The 17,861-nt window shown below is 63.7% G+C and carries 19 protein-coding genes and 1 pseudogene; 9 read left to right on the top strand and 11 right to left on the bottom strand.

Annotated features, from left to right (window positions below):
* Nucleotides 1-108: 108 nt before the first annotated feature.
* Nucleotides 109-1,068: a lipid kinase gene (locus tag M1E07_RS06300; protein ID WP_461189403.1), complete on the top strand. Its 960-nt coding sequence runs from the start codon at nucleotides 109-111 to the stop codon at nucleotides 1,066-1,068.
* 40 nt (nucleotides 1,069-1,108) lie between these two features.
* On the opposite strand, the gene M1E07_RS06305 is transcribed toward M1E07_RS06300, so the two are convergent.
* A complete protein-coding gene (locus tag M1E07_RS06305) occupies nucleotides 1,109-2,047 on the bottom strand; it encodes a LysR substrate-binding domain-containing protein (RefSeq protein WP_461189404.1) in 939 nt (312 codons plus the stop codon).
* A gap of 240 nt (nucleotides 2,048-2,287) precedes the next feature.
* Here M1E07_RS06305 and M1E07_RS06310 point away from each other — a divergent pair, with 240 nt between their 5' ends.
* The gene (locus M1E07_RS06310) at nucleotides 2,288-3,406 is read left to right on the top strand and encodes a PrpF domain-containing protein (RefSeq protein ID WP_461189405.1); all 1,119 of its coding nucleotides are present in this window, start codon (nucleotides 2,288-2,290) and stop codon (nucleotides 3,404-3,406) included.
* A gap of 12 nt (nucleotides 3,407-3,418) precedes the next feature.
* Complete coding sequence (locus M1E07_RS06315; protein WP_461189406.1) at nucleotides 3,419-4,864, top strand: SLC13 family permease; 1,446 nt, start codon at nucleotides 3,419-3,421, stop codon at nucleotides 4,862-4,864.
* A gap of 110 nt (nucleotides 4,865-4,974) precedes the next feature.
* On the opposite strand, the gene M1E07_RS06320 is transcribed toward M1E07_RS06315, so the two are convergent.
* From M1E07_RS06320 to M1E07_RS06335, 4 genes and pseudogenes are all read right to left on the bottom strand, one after another.
* Nucleotides 4,975-5,424 (bottom strand): DUF4383 domain-containing protein, encoded by a 450-nt coding sequence (locus tag M1E07_RS06320; protein WP_461189407.1) that lies wholly within the window; start codon nucleotides 5,422-5,424, stop codon nucleotides 4,975-4,977.
* A gap of 165 nt (nucleotides 5,425-5,589) precedes the next feature.
* Nucleotides 5,590-5,688: pseudogene (locus M1E07_RS06325) on the bottom strand (hypothetical protein); the annotation flags it as partial.
* A 56-nt stretch (nucleotides 5,689-5,744) separates the two neighbouring features.
* Nucleotides 5,745-6,149 (bottom strand): type II toxin-antitoxin system VapC family toxin, encoded by a 405-nt coding sequence (locus M1E07_RS06330; RefSeq protein WP_461189408.1) that lies wholly within the window; start codon nucleotides 6,147-6,149, stop codon nucleotides 5,745-5,747.
* Nucleotides 6,146-6,412 carry a type II toxin-antitoxin system Phd/YefM family antitoxin gene (locus tag M1E07_RS06335; RefSeq protein WP_461189409.1) on the bottom strand — a complete coding sequence of 89 codons (267 nt, stop codon included), beginning with the start codon at nucleotides 6,410-6,412 and terminating at the stop codon, nucleotides 6,146-6,148. The genes M1E07_RS06330 and M1E07_RS06335 overlap by 4 nt, the downstream gene beginning before the upstream one ends.
* A 252-nt stretch (nucleotides 6,413-6,664) precedes the next feature.
* On the opposite strand from M1E07_RS06335, the gene M1E07_RS06340 reads away from it, so the two are divergent.
* On the top strand, nucleotides 6,665-6,868 hold the full coding sequence (locus tag M1E07_RS06340) for a cold-shock protein (protein ID WP_066274236.1): 204 nt from the start codon (nucleotides 6,665-6,667) through the stop codon (nucleotides 6,866-6,868).
* A 188-nt stretch (nucleotides 6,869-7,056) separates the two neighbouring features.
* Here M1E07_RS06340 and M1E07_RS06345 read toward each other — a convergent pair whose 3' ends face one another.
* Both M1E07_RS06345 and M1E07_RS06350 read right to left on the bottom strand, forming a co-directional pair.
* On the bottom strand, nucleotides 7,057-8,031 hold the full coding sequence (locus tag M1E07_RS06345; protein WP_461189410.1) for an IS481 family transposase: 975 nt from the start codon (nucleotides 8,029-8,031) through the stop codon (nucleotides 7,057-7,059).
* 93 nt (nucleotides 8,032-8,124) lie between these two features.
* Complete coding sequence (locus M1E07_RS06350) at nucleotides 8,125-8,859, bottom strand: FadR/GntR family transcriptional regulator (protein WP_461189411.1); 735 nt, start codon at nucleotides 8,857-8,859, stop codon at nucleotides 8,125-8,127.
* Between the two features lie 187 nt (nucleotides 8,860-9,046).
* On the opposite strand from M1E07_RS06350, the gene M1E07_RS06355 reads away from it, so the two are divergent.
* Together M1E07_RS06355 and M1E07_RS06360 are read left to right on the top strand one after the other, a co-directional pair.
* Nucleotides 9,047-9,583 (top strand): gluconokinase, encoded by a 537-nt coding sequence (locus M1E07_RS06355; RefSeq protein WP_461189412.1) that lies wholly within the window; start codon nucleotides 9,047-9,049, stop codon nucleotides 9,581-9,583.
* Between the two features lie 50 nt (nucleotides 9,584-9,633).
* Nucleotides 9,634-11,037, top strand: coding sequence for a GntP family permease (locus M1E07_RS06360; protein WP_461189413.1), 1,404 nt, complete (start codon nucleotides 9,634-9,636; stop codon nucleotides 11,035-11,037).
* Between the two features lie 83 nt (nucleotides 11,038-11,120).
* Here the strand turns inward: M1E07_RS06360 and M1E07_RS06365 are convergent, their stop codons facing one another.
* Complete coding sequence (locus M1E07_RS06365; protein ID WP_461189414.1) at nucleotides 11,121-12,704, bottom strand: alkaline phosphatase D family protein; 1,584 nt, start codon at nucleotides 12,702-12,704, stop codon at nucleotides 11,121-11,123.
* Between the two features lie 138 nt (nucleotides 12,705-12,842).
* On the opposite strand from M1E07_RS06365, the gene M1E07_RS06370 reads away from it, so the two are divergent.
* On the top strand, nucleotides 12,843-13,496 hold the full coding sequence (locus M1E07_RS06370; RefSeq protein WP_461189415.1) for a LysE family translocator: 654 nt from the start codon (nucleotides 12,843-12,845) through the stop codon (nucleotides 13,494-13,496).
* A gap of 110 nt (nucleotides 13,497-13,606) precedes the next feature.
* Here M1E07_RS06370 and M1E07_RS06375 read toward each other — a convergent pair whose 3' ends face one another.
* Both M1E07_RS06375 and M1E07_RS06380 read right to left on the bottom strand, forming a co-directional pair.
* Nucleotides 13,607-14,266, bottom strand: coding sequence for a class F sortase (locus tag M1E07_RS06375; RefSeq protein ID WP_461189416.1), 660 nt, complete (start codon nucleotides 14,264-14,266; stop codon nucleotides 13,607-13,609).
* Nucleotides 14,267-14,276: 10 nt separating this feature from the next.
* Nucleotides 14,277-15,161, bottom strand: coding sequence for a hypothetical protein (locus M1E07_RS06380; protein WP_461189417.1), 885 nt, complete (start codon nucleotides 15,159-15,161; stop codon nucleotides 14,277-14,279).
* Nucleotides 15,162-15,673: 512 nt separating this feature from the next.
* On the opposite strand from M1E07_RS06380, the gene M1E07_RS06385 reads away from it, so the two are divergent.
* On the top strand, nucleotides 15,674-16,420 hold the full coding sequence (locus tag M1E07_RS06385; RefSeq protein WP_461189418.1) for an HNH endonuclease family protein: 747 nt from the start codon (nucleotides 15,674-15,676) through the stop codon (nucleotides 16,418-16,420).
* A gap of 80 nt (nucleotides 16,421-16,500) precedes the next feature.
* On the opposite strand, the gene M1E07_RS06390 is transcribed toward M1E07_RS06385, so the two are convergent.
* Nucleotides 16,501-16,890, bottom strand: coding sequence for a TfoX/Sxy family protein (locus M1E07_RS06390; RefSeq protein WP_461189419.1), 390 nt, complete (start codon nucleotides 16,888-16,890; stop codon nucleotides 16,501-16,503).
* A gap of 143 nt (nucleotides 16,891-17,033) precedes the next feature.
* Here M1E07_RS06390 and M1E07_RS06395 point away from each other — a divergent pair, with 143 nt between their 5' ends.
* A complete protein-coding gene (locus tag M1E07_RS06395) occupies nucleotides 17,034-17,858 on the top strand; it encodes an SDR family NAD(P)-dependent oxidoreductase (RefSeq protein WP_461189420.1) in 825 nt (274 codons plus the stop codon).
* Nucleotides 17,859-17,861 lie beyond the last annotated feature (3 nt).

Raw genomic sequence — 17,861 nt, forward strand, 5'->3', positions numbered from 1 at the left:
CCCTCCATCAGCTGATGCGCCCTTTTCCCGGACGCTCTCTCACCTCCGGGCCGGAACGGGTGACACGGCTTGCGGGAATTAACAGGTCAACGACCTAACATGTCCCACATGAAGGTTGCCCGAGAGGCGCGCTCTGCTGCCGTAGTGATCAACACAGGATCACGCCGGGGAGCGGCCGCATACCAACTGGCGTTGGACACGTTACAGAGGGCAGGCGTGCCGATCTCTTCCGTGCATCACGTGCGGTCGGGGGCAGAGTTGGCGCAGACGCTCGATCGAGTGGTTGCGGACGGGCACGATCTGGTGGTTGTCGGCGGCGGTGACGGGACGGTGTCCTACGCCGCCGGTCGGGTTGCCGGCACCGACGTCGTGCTCGGCGTTCTTCCGCTGGGCACCGCCAACGACCTCGCCCGCACGCTTGAGATACCGAATAATCTTGCCGAGGCGTGCGCTGCCATCGCAGACGGGAAGGTGGTGGACATCGACCTCGGCCGGGCCAATGGCCAGCCATTCCTTAACGTCGCTTCCGTTGGCCTGTCGGTGGGTGTCACCGAGGCTCTCAGCCCCTTTCTTAAGCGGAGTATCGGGCCGTTGGCCTACGGCGTTGCAACTCTGCGCGCTTATGCCCGGCACAAGCCATTCCGAGCCCGTCTCGAGTTTCCGGAGGGGGACCACACGCCGATGGAGCTTGAGAACTTGCTTCAGGTCGCCGTCGGCAATGGCCGGCACTACGGCGGCGGCAACACCGTCTCCCCGACGGCGGGGATCGACGACCACATCCTTGACATTTACGCAATCCCGGCGGGGCCGCTCCGGGAGCACGCGAGTATTGCGCGGTTGCTCAAGGACGGGAGCTTCGTCAAGCACGAGCGGGTTTACCACCTGACCAGCCGACGTGTGCGGCTGGTCACCGAGCCCTCGCTGTCGGTAAATCTCGACGGCGAAATCGCCGCAATCACGCCGACCGACTTCACCATCCAGCGCAACGCCGTGCACGTTGTGGTACCGCAGAGCAGCAACAGCGCACTGTTTGACGGACCGGGCGGCGCGGGCGGGCCGTTCATCTGAAGGTTCACTAGCCCCGAGCCCTTGATTGGGCGGGGGTCATCTAGAGGTACTCGCCGGCCCGCTCACGCGCGATTTCCAGCAGGGTGGACTGGAACGCCACCTCCGCCGGGGCGTAGACCTTGTCCTGGCGCTGCGCCAGCAGCACCCGCCGCAGCGGAGCATCCGGACCCAGGCTGAGCACCCTTACATCCGGATGTTGGAGTGACACGGCGGTCTTGGGCACCATAGCCACGCCCATCCCCACGCTCACCATGGCCTGGGCCTCCTGGTAGTCGTTTGCCAGGAAGCCGATGGAAGGCTCGAACCCGGCATCGTGGGCGGAACGCTGCAGAACTTCCACCACCGGATGAGCCTCCGCGCGCACAATCCACGACTCGTTGCGCAGTTCTCCCATTCTGACTTGCTCCCTGTCCGCCAGCGGGTGGCCGACCGGAAGCAGGATCACGGTGCTCTCCTTGAAGACTTCCGTTACCCGGATGGACTCGTCCTGGAAGGGATTCCACGGGTAGTCCCACAGCAGGCAGAGTCCGGTGACGCCGGACGCGAGGTCCCCCACAAGATCGTCGAACCGCGCGCTGCGCAGCGAGAGGCCAATTGCGGGGTAGCGCCTCTTGAACGTCCGGATAACGATGGGCATGAAGGACCCCGCCAGGGTAGGGAACGTGCCGACGGTCAGGGAGCCCCGCTTGAGGCCTGCGATCTCGCCGAGATCGGACTGCGCTGCCTGCATCTGCCGGACAATTTTGCGGGCGTGCCCTGCAAGTACCTGGCCGGCCTCGGTGGGAACCACTCCGCGTGACCGCCGGTTGAGCAGAGGCTGCCCCACCTCCTGCTCCAGCTTCCGCAGCTGCTGGGAAACCGCTGAAGGCGTGTACATCATCAGCTCAGCCGCAGCGGTAATCGAGCCCTGCTCCACCACCTCCAGTAGCAACGCCAGCCGCCGGATATCGAACAAAGGCTGATCCTCGTCGTTAAGCATCGCTTCATCCTTCTGTGGATTTGGTTGATGGGCTGCATGGCGACCATAACCCCGCACGGGTAAAGGGTGCCCGCGGTCGGCACTAGGGCTTATCGTTCGGGTTCTCTGCCTTGCCCCAACAGTGATTGAAGCTACTCTACATCCCCGTTCAAATATCCAACATTGTCCTAAAATGTGATCTGGCTCAATCTTTTCTCAGGACCTCAACAACTAATGAGGTGAAGGAGAGGCGGAGAGTCGATGAGGATCGAAGCGGAATGGATGCGCGGAGGCACCAGCAAATGTTGGGTGTTCGAGGCGGAGCACCTTCGGGAGGGCGGCGCCAGCCTTGACGAGCTGCTGCCGCGGCTGTTCGGCAGCCCCGATGCACGCCAGATTGACGGGGTGGGCGGGGGAACCTCCACTACCAGCAAGGCAATCATTGTGCACCGGCCCGTCAGCGGGGACATCGACGTCGAGTACACCTTCGCCCAGGTAGGCATCGAAGAAGCCGGCGTGGACTGGGGCAGCAACTGCGGCAACGGCTCCGCGGTGGTGGGCCTGTACGCAATCGAAAAGGGATGGGTGGTCCCCCACGGAGACGTCACCCGGATCGTCACCCGCAACACCAACACCAACCAGGTCATCGTCCAGCGTGTGCCCACCCCGGAAGGTGCCCTGCCCATCGTTCCGGAAGGCCAGATGCCTGGTGTCCCGTTCCCCGGCTACCCGATTGGCCTCGGATTCCAGGACCCCGCCGGCAAGACCACCGGATCCCTGCTGCCCACGGGCGCGGCAACGGACACGATCACCGCGGGAGGCTCCCTCTGGACTGTGTCAATGGTCGACGCCGGCGCTCCCGTCGTGATGGTCCTGGCCGAGGAGCTGGGCCTGGACCCCGTCCGTTATGACACGTGGCGCGCAGGTGTGGAGCTGCAGCTGGAGACCTTGGAACAGATCCGGCGCCAGGCCGCCGTGCAGATGGGGCTGGCCGCAACGGCCCCCGACGCGGCCCGGGCAATCCCCAAGCTCGCCATCGTGGCAGCCCCTGCAGAGGCCGAACCGAGCTGCGACGTCAACGTCATGATGCTCTCCATGGGCAAGCCCCACCCGGCCCTGGCCATCACCGGCAGCATTGCCCTGACCCTTGCTGCGCGCACCCCCGGCACAGTCCTGCACACCATCACGGGCGGGACCAGGGGAGCCACCCTGCGGCTGCGGACCCCCGCCGGGGTGATCGAGACCTGGAGCGAGGAGCACGACGGAACGTTGCTCGTCGGCGTCGACCGCACCGCCCGCACCATTGCCACCACCATCATCCACCTCCCCGAGGTTTCCGGAAGCTCCGCAGCTGCCGCCCTCGCGGGAGCCACTCAATGAGGAGTAAGCACCATGACTAGTACTTTGAACCGTACCGCTGCCCCAAAGGGTGGCCCCCAAGACAAGCGCCCAGAGCGCCCGAACCGCCGCCGCCGTATCCTACTGATGGCGGTGGCCGGTCTAACGATCCTGGGTCTGGCTGCCCTCGTTCTGGGGGGTGGCCTCCTGAACCCGGGGGCCACCGCGGAACCGGAGCAGACCATGACCGCTGTCCAGATCATTCCGCTCGTCATCCTCGTGGTGATGTTCGTCGTCGCCACGAAATGGCCGCTGAACATCGGCGTGATGGGGCTGGTGGCCTCCTTCGGCGTCGGCTACTTCATGCTGGGGATGACGGACAAGCAGATCCTCGAAGAGTTCCCGGCCAGCATCGTTCTGACGATCATCGGCGTCACCTACTTCTTCAGCATGGCCCAGCGGAACGGCACTATCGACATCATCGTCCAGACCTGCGTTCGCCTTGTGCGGGGCAAGACGCTGCTGCTGCCGTGGGTCTTCTTTCTAATGGCTGCCGCTCTCACAGCATTGGGCACTTTCTCCCCGGCGGCCGTCGCGCTGTTGGCACCTGCGGCCATCGGATTCGCCTACGAGTCACGTATCCATCCCGTGGTGATGGGCGCCTTCGTCATCAACGGAGCCCATGCAGGCGGCTTTTCGCCGCTGTCCGTTGCCGGGGTGCTGGTGCACAACATCGCGGTCGAGAACGGCTTTCCCATCTCCCAGAGCGCACTGTTCACTGCCAGCTTCGCCCTGAACCTCATCCTTTCCGTACTGACCATCGTGCTGTTCGGCCTCCTGGGCAAGTTGCGCGACGGCGAAGGCGGCCTGCACGCCGAGGTGGACACCGCCCGCACAGGCCGTCCCCATGGCCAGCAAATCCTCACGCTGGTCCTGATCGCCGCGATGCTGGTGTGCACCCTGGGCTTCCATATGCCCATCGGCTTCGTTGCCCTTTCCGCCGGTCTCCTGCTGGCACTGGTCAACATCAAGGAACACCAGACGTTCATCGGCGGCGTCTCCTGGTCCACAGTCCTGCTGGTGGCCGGCATGATCACCTACGTTTCCCTGCTCCAGCACGTGGGCGTCATCGATACCCTCGCCGAGCATGCCCTGGCATTGGGTGCACCGCTGCTGGTTGCCTTGGTCCTCTGCTACGTCATCGGCGTCGGCTCGGCCTTTGCTTCCTCCACCGCTCTGCTGACGGCGTTCATCCCGCTTGCCGGTCCGCTGCTGGCCACGAGCTCACTGAGCGCCTCCGGAACGGTTGCGGCATTGGCAATTGCTGCCACCGTGGTGGATGTCTCGCCATTCTCCACCGACGGCGCGCTGGTGGTTGCCAATGCCCGTGAGAGCGACCGGCAGCGCGTGTACAAGCAGTTGATGGCCTACGCCGGGGGAGTGGTGCTGGTGGCTCCGGCCTTGGCATGGGCCCTTCTGGTACCCACGGGCATCATGTAGAAGCTTCATCAAGCGCTAATTGGCACCCATGACAGTGGCCCCGATCGACAGCGGAAGCTGGGATCGGGGCCACTGTCATGGTCCGGCGGGGTTAGCGCGGCTGGACTGCCTTAGGCGCGTGCCTTGTGGCCCTTGGTAAGGATCAGTGCCAGTGCCACCATGCCGACGCCGAGCAGCAGGTGCAGGATGTTGTCAGCGCCGTTCACCGGCACGAAGTTGCCGGCGGTGTCCTGGGGGATGACCAGGCCGTAGATGAAGAGCACCAGGTAGATGATGCCGCCGTAGAGCAGGAAGGAGCGGGCTCCGGACGCGGTCTTGGCCAGGACGATGCCGGCCACGCCGAAGAGCAGGTGGACGACGTTGTGCAGGGCAGATACCTGGAAGAGGCCCAGCAGCATGGCCTCGGAGTGGTGGCCGGCGAAGTGCAGCTGGTCGTAGTTGCCGGTGATTCCCGGGACGAAACCGAGGACGCCGACGAGCAGGAACACGGCGCCGACAGCCATCGATGCCTTTTGCACGTTGGTGCGGGTGGCCATTCCGGTGCTCGTATGTGTTGCCATGGTGATCTCCTCAATGCGATATGTGTTTATGGGCCGGCTGGTTTGCCTGCCAACCCAAGGGGTTATGCCAGCTATTCGTGCTGCATCGCATTGCGGATGGGTTATTGCGCCAACAATTTCATTGGCGGAGCGTGTGGCAACGTGGCGCCGTCACAGGCCAGGCGCTCAACCCGCAAGTCGGTGGCGGGCCCACTCCCAGTCGATCAATTCCTGTTCAAGGCGGAGAGCAATTCCGTAGTTGTCGTTTCTGAGCGCTTCGTAGAGCGCGGCTTCAGCCTAGACCAGACAAATCTCGAGGAGCATAGCGGATGTCCTCTGCATTACGTTCCGGTGCCGGAAGCTGGCGACTCTACGCTCAGTCCAGCCTCAACAGCTGCCGTCAGGAGCTCAGCATCATAGGCGACCAGGACGTCGGCCTGTACCCGGATGGCTGCGGCCAATTGGATGGCGTCAGCACTGCGGAGCTTGCCCGGCATTGCCGCCGCGTACATGAAGTCCGATCTCGACACATCCACAAGGTTGAATCCGCCCAGGACCTCATTCACTAGATCGCCAGGGATTCCGCGGCGGTGCCCTGCACAATGCAGCTCGGTGTAAAGGAGCATCGAAGCGACCAGACTGTCTCCCCGCGCCGAGGCCGTTGAGAAGTACATCGCCGCGCTATCCGATTCTTTTTCTGCCACCACCAGTTTCAGGACGGCGGAGGTGTCCGCATAGATGATCAACGATCCCCTCGAAGATCGTCCAGGATTTCTGCCGTGCTTGCTTCGGAAGAAACCCGGGGGAGGGCGCGGAAGTCGACAGGAGCCGTGCGCGCAGGGCGCACTTGGCCAGCCAGGAGGAGACGCTCAAAAGGGGACGCTGAGGGTGGAATCAGTGTCGCCGTAATCTCGCCGTTGTTGGTGACGTCGATCGTTTCGCCGTTCTTTACGCGCTCCAGGATCTTGCTGCTTTGATTGCGGAGCTCGCGATGAGGAATGGTTGTCATGGTTACCTCCCGTAGCAAGTGTAGCAATCTCGGACTTCGTAAGACCGTCATTGTGCTGACCGGTTGTTTTGGTAAAACGGCGTCCGGAATCTCGTGTAGAGTCGATCCTGTTGTTGTGTTTATGCAGTTGGTAGTTCAGGCAGTACGCGCGGTCGAAAGTCCGCGTTCTTCTGAAGTAGCGGTTTTGAACACCCCACACCGGAGGACCCGAAAGTCGGGATTTTTCCTCCACCTTCACGAAGGACAAAAATAATGGCTACTGGTACCGTCAAATGGTTTAACGCTGAAAAGGGCTTCGGCTTCATTTCCCCCGATGACTCCTCACAGGACGTTTTCGCACACTACTCTGCGATCGCTTCCTCCGGCTTCCGCTCCCTCGAAGAGAACCAGAAGGTCTCCTTCGAAACCGAGCAGGGCCCCAAGGGTCCCCAGGCCGTAAACATCCAGTCCCTCTAATTCCTTAGAGAAACTGGGGCCTTAGGGTTTCAAAGTTTTGAAAGCAGGGCCGGTCTTTTGACCGGTCCTGCTTTTGCTTAACCCAGATGTGCTATCAAAGCTTCAGCCAGGGGCATCACCGAGCAATCGGGAAGTACAGTCTCCGCCGACGAGCCCAGCCGGCAGCCGCGGCGGACCCCTAGCTGTACTCAGCCAACAGGTTGGTTGCACCTGCTGATGGGTGGTTTCCCTCCGAGGCTGCCGTGTGGCCGGTGGTTGTTGTAGAAGTTTAGCCATGGCTGCAGAGCGTCGGTGCGCTCCTGGTTGGACGTGAAGGGTTGGCGGTAGGCCCAGCCTTCTTGGAGGGTGCGGTTGAAGCGTTCTGCTTTACCGTTCTGCCAGGGATGGCGGGGTTTGATCAGAATGTGTTTGGCGCCCAACGCAGCGAGTGCGTCCTGGAAATCGCGGGAGAGCCGGTAGGCGAAGGCGTTGTCAGTCATGACGCGTTTGACCGGTGCACCGTTGGCTGCCATTGCTGCGGCCGCCCGGATAAGGAACCCGGCGCAGGTCGGGCCTTTCTCGTCGGGCAGGACCTCGGCGTAGGCGAAGCGGGTGTAGTCATCGACGGCGACGTGGACGTAGTCAAAGCCCATCCTCTGATGCGATTTGCGGTGGTTTGCCGGGCTCTGGGAAGGGTCAGCCCGCCAGCCGCCTCCCTCGGGGATCCTCCCGAGTTTCTTGACGTCGATGTGGATCATGTCCCCAGGGGCGTCGCGTTCGTAGCGGCGGTCAGTGGCTCTGGAAGCCCGGATCCGTGCCCCGGTCACGGGGTCCAGGTCCCACAGGCGCGGCATGCCGGCGCGGGCCAGAATCCTGGAGATCGTCCGGGCGCTGGTGCCACAGCGCAAGGCCAGATCCGTCGGCCCCTCGCGGTGCTCCACGCGCTGGGCCAGGACATCGGCAACGACATCCGCTGGGGTGGCATGCGGGCAAGACTTTGGTCTGGAGCTGCGGTCCTGAAGGCCACCCCAGCCCTGGGCCCGGTACCGGCTGAGCCAGCGGTGGGCGCAGGTCCGCGAGACGCCCATTTCCTTGGCAACATGGGCAATCGGACGGCCGCTCAGGACGCGTTCGACGAGGATTCGTCTACCGGTCGGGGTCAGGCGGGCATTACGGTGGAACATGAAGACCTCTTAGTCGTTGGCTGTGTGTGGTAACCACCAACCTAAGAGGTCTTCACCTATTCACGATGTAACCAACGTCCTGACTCAGTACACCTAGCGCAGCCCCATCGCGTTCCGCACCTCATCCAGAATGTGGTGCATCGCCGTCTCGGCAGTGACGGCATCCCCGCCGGCCACGGCTGCGGCCACGTCCTCGTGCGCCTGCAGTGCCTCGTTCCGCGGTTTGAACGGCATCAGCCCCTGCTTGGTGCGGCTGGTCAGGACCTCGGCCACCATGCCTTCCAGGGCCAGGAACATCTCGTTGCCGCAGCTCTGCAGCAGCAGGCAGTGGAACTCGATGTCCGCCGCGAGGAAGGCCTCGAGTTCGCCGGCCTCGCCCAGGCGCCGCAGGTCGGCGGCGAGGGACGTCAGCCTCGCCCGCTCCGCGGCACTTGCCCTGCGTGCCGCGCCGGCCGCCGCAATAGGTTCGACGGCGATCCGCAATTCCGTGAGGCTGCTGTACTGGATCTCGCGCCGGTCCGAGGTGAGCCGCCAGCGCACCAGCTTGGGATCAAAAACATTCCAGAACCGGCGCTCCTGCACCACAATGCCCACCCGCCGGCGCGAGTACACCAGGTTCATTGATTCGAGGACCTTCATGGTGTCCCTCGCCACGGTGCGGGAAATCCTATATTCCTGCTGGAGCCCCTCCAGGGTGAGGCGGCTTCCGGGCGGCAGGTCGCCGGAAGCGATGGCTATGCCAACCGCCTCCAAGACGCGCTCATGCATCGCGGGGGAAGCCCCGCCGTCGTGCACTTTGTCCGCGTCCTGTGGTGTCTCCGTCGACATCTTTCCTGCCTTCCTCTGCGCCTGCGCGCGCTTCCAGTTTACTGATGAAGGAGCGAAAGGTATGACTTGTGACATCGAAAGATAGTATCTGTGGTCACAAATGGTGATACCTTATTCCTCGGCGCACTTTCCCAAGGACGCGCCACCAGCTTTCCTCAAGCCAACGGCGTCTTCTTCGGAGGTAAACATGCAGTATCCAGCCACCCACCTGGTGGTGATGGGCGTTGCCGGTTCCGGCAAGTCCACCATTGCGGCAGCTCTTTCCCGGCAGCTCGGCTGGGCCTGCGCCGAGGCGGACGAGTTCCACCCGCAGTCAAACATCCAAAAGATGTCCCAAGGCATTCCGCTGCAGGACGAGGACCGCTGGCCCTGGCTGCAGGAAATCCAGAACTGGATGACCGCCAAGGCACAGACCGGCGAGAGCACCGTGCTCACCTGCTCCGCGCTCAAGCAGAGCTACCGGCAGCTTCTTGCGCTGGCAGAGGGCCGCGTCCTGTTCCTCCACCTTCACGGCGAAGCGGACCTCCTTGGCCAGCGCATGCAGGGCCGCGAGGGCCACTTCATGCCGCCCACGCTCCTGCCCAGCCAGCTGGCAACCCTGGAACCATTGAGCGAGGACGAACTGGCTGCCGGGAGCCTCCGCCTGGACATTTCCAAGTCCCCGGAAGAACTGGTCAGAACCATCGTCGCCTCCCTGAGACTCTCCGCAGATCAGGCATCCTAAACACTTTCAGCCTTCCTAATCCCCAATAAATACTGTTTCAAAGGAGAACCATGGTCATCGAAGGATGGACCCAAACGCTGGGAGCAGGCCCGCTGCTGCTCATCGCTGCGGCGGCGATTGTCGCCCTGCTGTTCCTCATCATCAAGCTGCGGATGCACGCGCTGGTCGCTCTGATCGTCATCAGCCTCGCCACTGCATTCGCAACCGGAATCCCCGCCAACCAGGTGGTGCCGGTGCTGATCAATGGCTTCGGAACAACACTGGGCACTGTGGCCCTCCTCGTCGGCCTGGGCGCGATGCTCGGCCGCATCGTCGAAACCAGCGGCGGTGCCAAGGTCCTCGCTGACTACCTGATCGGCGTCTTCGGGGAAAAGCGGGCCCCGTTCGCGCTGGGCCTCGCGTCCCTGATCTTCGGCTTCCCCATCTTCTTCGACGCCGGCCTGGTGGTCATGCTGCCCGTCGTCTTCGCCGTCGCCCACCGTCTGGGCGGGGGAGTGCTCCGCTACGGTCTCCCCGCCGCCGGCGCGTTCTCAGTGATGCACATCTTCCTGCCGCCGCACCCGGGCCCGGTCTCTGCCGCCGCCTTCTTTGAAGCCAACATCGGCCTCGTTATGATCGCCGGCCTCATCGTTGCCATCCCCACCTGGTACGTCACGGCCTATCTCTTCGGCCTTTACACCGGCAAGAAGCTGGTCCTGCCCGTGCCGGAACTGCTGGGCCACGCCAGCGCCGAAGCCGAAGCACACCCGCCGCGCTTCCGCACCATTGTGGGCCTGCTGCTCCTGCCGCTGCTCCTGATCTTCATGAACACCGGCCTGAACACGCTGGCCTCCTCCAACGTCCTGCCCGAAGGTGTCAAGGACGAGCAGTGGTACCAGATTCTGCGCACCATTGGTGAAACCCCGGTTGCCCTGCTGATCGCCGTCCTGGTGGCCGTGTTCGTCCTGGGTAAGCGCCGGGGAACCGACGCCGGGGCCATCGAGAAACTGCTCGAGTCCTCCCTGGGTCCGGTTTGCTCGGTTATCCTCATCACCGGTGCCGGCGGCATGTTCGGCGGCGTCCTGCGCACGTCCGGGATTGGTGCGGCACTGGCCGACGTCCTGGGCGACCTGGGCATTCCGCTGATCCTGGCCGGCTTCCTGATCTCGGCCATCCTCCGCATCGCCCAGGGTTCCGCCACCGTGGCACTGACAACCACCGCCGGCCTCATTGCCCCGGCCGTCGCGCTGGCGGGACTGAACGGCATGCAGGTCGCCTCCCTGGTCATCGCCGTGGCCGCAGGCTCCGTGGTGGTCTCCCACGTCAACGACTCCGGTTTCTGGCTGGTGGGCCGCTTCTTCGGCATGGACGTCAAGACCACGCTGAAGACCTGGACCGTGATGGAAACCCTTATCGGCGTGATGGGCTTCGCCATCGCCGCCGTGATCTTCCTGCTCGCCGGCCTGGCAGGCTAGCTTCCCCCCAACTAACTAGCGCCAAGTGTCGTTGTGAAACCCATAACGACACTTGGCGCTACTTGCTTTTCAGGGTGAGTCGGCTACGGCTGGAGCCCCGGCCTTCCGTCCTGGATCTGGAAGGAGGCGAGGGTCCTGACGGGGGATCCCGGCGTCGTGACATGGTCCAGTACCCGGAAGTCGGCGGTCATCGCGTCCTTGGTGATCTTCGTGTTCACGTAGCCGCGCGAATCGTTGTAGAACTTCAGGTGCGGGTTCCATGCCATGGTTGGGTCCGTGGTGGAGCCCGTGCCGTTGCCCGTGGACGTGATGGAAGTGCACACCAGCTCCGAGCCGACAACCGGCGAGGCAGGGTCCTTATAGTCCACCTTGAGGTCGTTGGCCCAGTTGCGGTGGACGTCGCCGGTGAGGACGACGGCGTTGCGGACGTTGGCGTCCACCCAGCCCTGGGTGATGCGGCGGCGGGAGGAGGCATACCCGTCCCAGCCGTCCATGGAGACGTCGTCCACTTCAAGGGCCTGGGCGCGGTCCCGCTCTGCGAAGAAGACCTGCTGGCCCAGAATGTCCCAGCGCTGGGTGGAGTTCCTGAACCCGTCCAGCAGCCACTTCTCCTGCTCGGCGCCGGTGATGGAACGGTCCTCTGCCAGGCGCTCGGTCACGTTCTTCCGCCAGCCGTCGCCGGCCAGCTGGTCGTCGCGGTACTGCCGGGTATCCATCATGTGGAAGTTCGCCAGCTGGCCCCACTGGATAGTGCGGTAGATCTTCATGTCGAACCCGGCCGGCACGGAGGACCTCCGCAGCGGCATGTTCTCGTAGTAGGCCTGGAACGCGGCGGCGCGGCGCTGCCGGAACCGTTCGGTGGTGTCGTTGAGCTGGTTGGCGTCCTGGTTCTCGGGGACCTCGTCCGCCCAGTTGTTGTCCACCTCGTGGTCGTCCCACACCACCAGCCAGGGCGCGATCGCGTGGGCGGCCTGGAGGTCGGCGTCGGACTTGTACTGGGCGTGCCGCTGCCGGTAGCCCTGCAGGGTGGTGGTCTCGGGGCCCTGGTGGTCGCGCGGGTTGCCGCCGCCGATCACGTAGCTGTCCTTCTTGTATTCGTAGAGGTAATCGCCCAGGTGCAGCACCAGGTCCGGGTGGTCCTGGGCAAGGCGGGTGTAGGCGGTGAAGTAGCCGTGCTCGTACTGCGAGCAGCTGGCGAACGCCATGGCCAGCGCCGCCGGCATCTCGTGCGGTGCAGGACTCGTCAGCGTGCGGCCCACCTGGCTGACGTGCCGGCCGCTGCGGAACCGGTAGAAGTACTCGCGGCCCGGCTTGAGGCCCTTGAGCTCCACGTGCACTGAGTGGGCAGTTTCGATCCGCGCGTGTTCGACGCCGCGGGCTACTACCGTGCGCATGGCGGCGTCTTCGGCAACCTCCCAGGCCACGGGGACCTGGCGTGAGGGCATGCCGCCCAAGCCGTCCTCGGCCAGGGGATCCAGCGCAAGCCGGGTCCAGATGACAAAGCCGTCGGGCCACGGCTCGCCGGAGGCGATGCCGAGCAGGAACGGATCAGTGCGGAGGCCGGCGTCGTCCGCAATGGAGGTGGCGACGGCGGCACCCGGCAGGGCTGCGACGAGACCGGCCCCGAGGCCGGCGGAAATGAGGGATCTGCGTGAGATGTTGTCCATGCCCTCGAACCTAGGGATGCCGGTTGGACGGGTCTTGAGGAGGATGTGAATGACTGGTTAACTTCGTGACAAAAAGAGTCGCGGGCGTGCGGGCAAGCTGGTTCCCAGCCTCCTTGTTGGCCCCCATATCCTTGGACGGTGACTCTCCCTCAGGCTGTCTTTTCGTTTGCATTGGTTGCCGGGCTTCTGACCCTGGTTCCGGGACTGGACACCGCTCTGGTCCTGCGCTCGTCCATCTCCAAAACGCGCCGTTTCGCCTTCTCCACCGCGCTCGGGATCAGCACCGGAGCCATGATTTGGGGGATCGCTGCGGCGGTTGGTGTGTCAGCGCTCCTGGCTGCCTCAGAGTTTGCCTACCGGATCCTGACCATCGCCGGGGCGGCCTACATGATCTGGCTGGGGCTGTCCCTGCTCCGGAAGAGCCTGCGGGAGGGCAATGCGGCCACTACGACAGCAAGTGACGCAGCAGTTCCGGCGGTAGGCAAGGACGACCTGTTCAAAGGATGGCTGACCGGGACCGGAACCAACCTTCTCAACCCCAAGGTGGGAGTGTTCTACATCGCCACCATCCCGCAGTTCATCCCGGCAGGCGCGTCACCCCTGCTGGTGGGCGTTCTGCTGGCCGGCGTCCACTGCATCCTGACAATGGTGTGGTTCACCCTCCTGATCTTCGGCACCGGCTACGCCTCCCGCTGGCTCAAAGGTGCCCGCAGCATCCGCATCATCGACAGCATCACGGGAAGTGTTCTTGTGGCCTTCGGCCTCAAGCTGGCGCTCGAACCCGGCCACTAGCTCGGCCTAATAGGAACGGGCACGCCTGTCGGAAAGAACGAAAGCGGGCTTGGCGGCAGTGTAAGCGCCTGCCGACTGCGACGTTGGCATCGAAAGGTGTTGGAGCGTCGCTAGGATGCGGGGGAGGCAGTGACCACCACGTTCTTGCCCCAGGGGTCCTCGGTGTAGCAGCTGATGAGCACCACGCGGTTGGGTACGACGTTCCAGATGTCGCTGTCCTTGAGCGTGTTCTTATCGTGCGTCGTCACGGAATCCACCACGTACTTCAGTGTCCCCTTCGACGTGGTCACAGTGACTGCATTACCCACGAGGGTCTTATCGCTGAGGCGGTTAAACGGAGCATCCCTGCCGTCCCAGCTGTGCCCCACGATATATGTCGTGTTGGTCGATCCCGCGCCCGGCATGCCGTAACTGGTGAGCCAGTAGGCATCAAGCGTGAGGGGCGGTACGAGCAATTCTGAAGACAGCTCGTCCGCACTGGGCGTCAGCGGCAGCACAGGCACATCAAGGTCTGCGGCCTCGATCGAAACCTTTATGGGTGCTGCTGCTGCGGGCGGGGCCGGTTTCCGGGCAGCGGCGGCGCTTGGGGAACTCATCGCCGAAGGAGCGGTGGGTTGCACGACGCCGACGCTGCCGCCGTCGTTCGGGGGAACAGCGCCCGACGGCGGCAGGAGAAGAGCGGCTGCCAGACCCGCCCCGGCAATTGCAGGCACGGCAAGCCAGCGCCGGCGGACGGGCCGGCGCTGGCTGGACGTGGTCTGCGGTTCCAACTCGGCGTGCTTACTTGCGGGTGCGCTCCAGGCGGCGCATCCTCATAGCGACGGCTGAGGGTACCGCGATGCCGGCCGCGAGGAGCCCGGCGAGAAGTGCCAGGCCCGGGTGCATGATCGGCTCCACTTTTGCCGCGGTCTGCACGTTGAGGCCCTTGTTCGTTGCGACGGCCGCGGTGCCGCCCCCGGCGGGAGTCGAGCTGACCGGGTTGGTGACTGTTGGCGCCGTGTTCCCCGGCGCGGTGACCGGCGGCGTGACCACGGGATCGACGCCAATGGCGTCGGGGTTGCATGCCGCCAGGAAGGCCTCGAACAGCCCCATGAGGTTGGCAGCGGAGGTTTCATCCAGCGAGACGGTGCTCAGCACGGTTTCGAACTCGGCCACCGCTGCGTCGAGGATGGCCCCGGCTCCGCGAATTTCCTCCGTATCAATTGCCGCCTCGTAGGCCGCAGTCAGGTCGTCAAACGCCCGCTGTGCCTTATCCTCGGCGTCCTCAGCAGCTTCTTTGGCGGCCTTTGCTTCAGTGAAAGCATCCGCGTCCCCAGAGTCCCGGGCCTCCTCCAGCGCGTTCTCGGCTGCGACGGTAGCTGCGATGGCGTCCTCCAGGTTGACCTCCGCTTCCTCCAGCTCGGCGACCAAACCCGCTGTGGCGGCTTCGACCAGCGCAATATATGCCGCCTCGGCAGCAGCAGCGGCCTCGGCGGAGGACTCAAGCCGGGCAACAGTTTCCTCGGTGATGCCGGCCGCGGACAGTGCGGCCTCGAACTGCGTGGAAGCCTGCAGGCAAGCGGCGTCACCTGGTGCTGCCGCAGCCGTAGGAGCGCCGAGGAAGAGCCCACCGGCGAAAATAGCTGCTGACGAACCAGCAGCGGCCCATTTGGATACAGCGGTCATAATATGTGCGTCCCCTAAAAACACGAAGTGGCCGCCGGGACGGCCCCGGCGGGTTCAGCGGCGGTAGAACAACTCAGTGCGGTTTACTCCGTAAATTCCGGCTGGACCAAGCAGGAGAGACGCTCGTACTGCTGATCGTCCGGAGTAAGACGGCGAGACTCAATTCAACCCGAATGCCGCCCGAAAGATCGCTGTGTGGCTAAAAATACAGAGCAAAAAGCCTTGTGGCAAACGTATCCGTTTTATGTATGAGTGTGTCAAGTGCTTTTGGCCTGAGGGTGACGCTCATATGATTGAGCGCCCGTTTGCATTCCAGCCTTTATGCGATAGCTGATTTTTATCTTGCTTTCAGGTTCCCCAGTAGCAACTCGGCGTCATGCCGGCCACGGGCCCTTGAACCTTGACCATCGGACGGCCGTCATTGAGCGTCTCCTGGCCCGTGCCCGACCTTGGCGATGACCTGCTCGGGGGTATGCCCGCGTGCCTCAACTTCCGAAAGAATTCCGCAGTTTATGCGCATTTTTGAGGAAAACGTACGTGCCCCATGCAACACTCAATCCAGCGCTCAAGGGGGCGCTCTACATTCTATTGGGGACAAATTGAGAATCAGATTAGCGCTTGTCACAGCGCTTTCCTTCGGGCTGCTCTTCACGGGCATTTCTGCACCAGCGGAGGCCGTTACTACTACCTACGTGACGAATCTCCGTGCAGCAGTTCGCGCACTGCCCGTAGCGGCAGAGAACAACGCCGGGTACGACCGGAACCGTTACTTCGGGCAGTGGACTGATCAGAACAAGGACTGCCAGAACACTCGCGCAGAAGTTCTCATTTCTGAGAGCAAAGTCGCCTCTACATACACGACTTCTCGTCGTTGCACCGTGGCAAACGGTAAATGGGTGACCACGTTCGATAATCGCACGCACACCTCAGCAAGTACCGTGCAAATCGACCACATGGTGCCCGTGCACGAGGCATGGGGTTCGGGCGCCAGGTCGTGGACGCAGGCACGCCGGGTCGCGTTCTACAACGACCTGGGGTACGCGGGCTCGCTGAACGCCCAGACCAGCAGGCTGAACTCCTCCAAGCAGGCGTCCGGGCCTGAGCAGTGGCTGCCGCCGGCTAACGTGTGCTTGTACATCGCGCAGTGGACCACCGTGAAGGCCCGTTGGAGGCTGACCGTGGATAAGACGGAAAAGGCCGCGCTGATCAGGCACGCGGATAAGTGCGCGCCGATGCGGCTCTCCATCACCAGGGCATAGTCCGGTCGGTCGGGGCTCTCCACGTTCGGCGTGGGCGGACGGAGCCCCATCGAAACTTGCCGGGACCTTGGTGTACTGAGTCAGGACGTTGGCGCTTTCCGGGCTTGTGGGGCTTTCGGCTCTTTCGGTGGAAGCTTCGCAACGTACTCGAAGGCCTTGTGGATCCAGGCTTTCGCCCGGGCGTCGTCGCCGTCGCCTTCCTCGTTCCACATCTCCGGAAGGCCGGTGTAGCCGCCCATCGGGCGCTCGGCAGGTCCGAAGGGGACGGTCCGTTCCGCGCCTTCGAGTTCCGCCCGGTCCTCCGGGGACAGCTTGATCCCGATAGTGGGCCCAAACAGCCCGGCGAACATGTTGCCGTTTACGAAGGCACCCAGGTTCCCGAACATCGGCTTGACCGTGACATCTGCACGGTCCGGAACCAGTGACCGGAAACGTTCCTTGTCCTCATCCGTCGCTTTTGGCATCTCCATGATGTTCCTCCCCGGGGCTCGGCCGTGTGTGCAGGATATGCCCTGCCAGGTGCGGCAGGGAACACCGGGCGTACCGCCGTCGTTGTGCCAAAGGCAGTGCGCTCCACCCGGGCCCTGGATCTTTCCCGACCAAAGGACATCCCTTGACTCCTCGCACCATCGTGATCACCGGCGCCAGCGACGGCATTGGCGCAGCAGCCGCGCGGACGCTGGCGAAGACAGGGGAGCAGGTGGTGATTGTGGGCCGTTCCGAAGAGAAGACCCGGACCGTTGCCAAGGAGCTCAACGCGGACTACTTCGTCAGCGACTTCGCCGACCTTGCGCAGGTCCGCACCCTCGCTGCGCAGCTGAAGTCTAACTACCCGCGCATCGACGTCCTGGCCAACAACGCCGGCGGCATCATGGGCAAGCGCACGCTTACCGTGGACGGCAATGAGTCCACTTTGCAGATCAACCACCTGGCGCCGTTCCTGCTCACCACACTGTTGATGGATACGCTTATCGCCAGCAACGCAAAGGTAATCAACACGTCCAGTGCGGCCAATGGCTTCGGCAAGCTCGACCTTTCCGATCTCACCGCCGAGCGCAGCTACTCCACCAACCGCGCCTACGGCACCGGCAAGCTCGCCAACATCCTCTTCACCTCGGAGCTGCACCGCCGCTACGGGGACCAGGGCGTGACGACGGCGGCGTTCCACCCCGGCGTGGTCCGCACCAACTTCGCGGCCGAGTCCACCAGCCCCTTCCGGCACGCGTACAAGTCCCTGCTCAACCGGTTCATGCTTTCCCCGGACCAGGGCGCCGACACCCTGCTGTGGCTCATCAACGGCACACCGGGCAAGGACTGGTTCTCCGGCGCCTTCTACACCAGGCGTGCTTTGGCCAAGGCCAATCCGCAGGCTTACGACGCCGAGCTGGCGCGGGGGCTGTGGGAGAAGAGCGAAGAGCTTGTTGGGGCTTCTTCCTAGGCT

This window comes from Arthrobacter sp. Z4-13 (assembly GCF_054792705.1).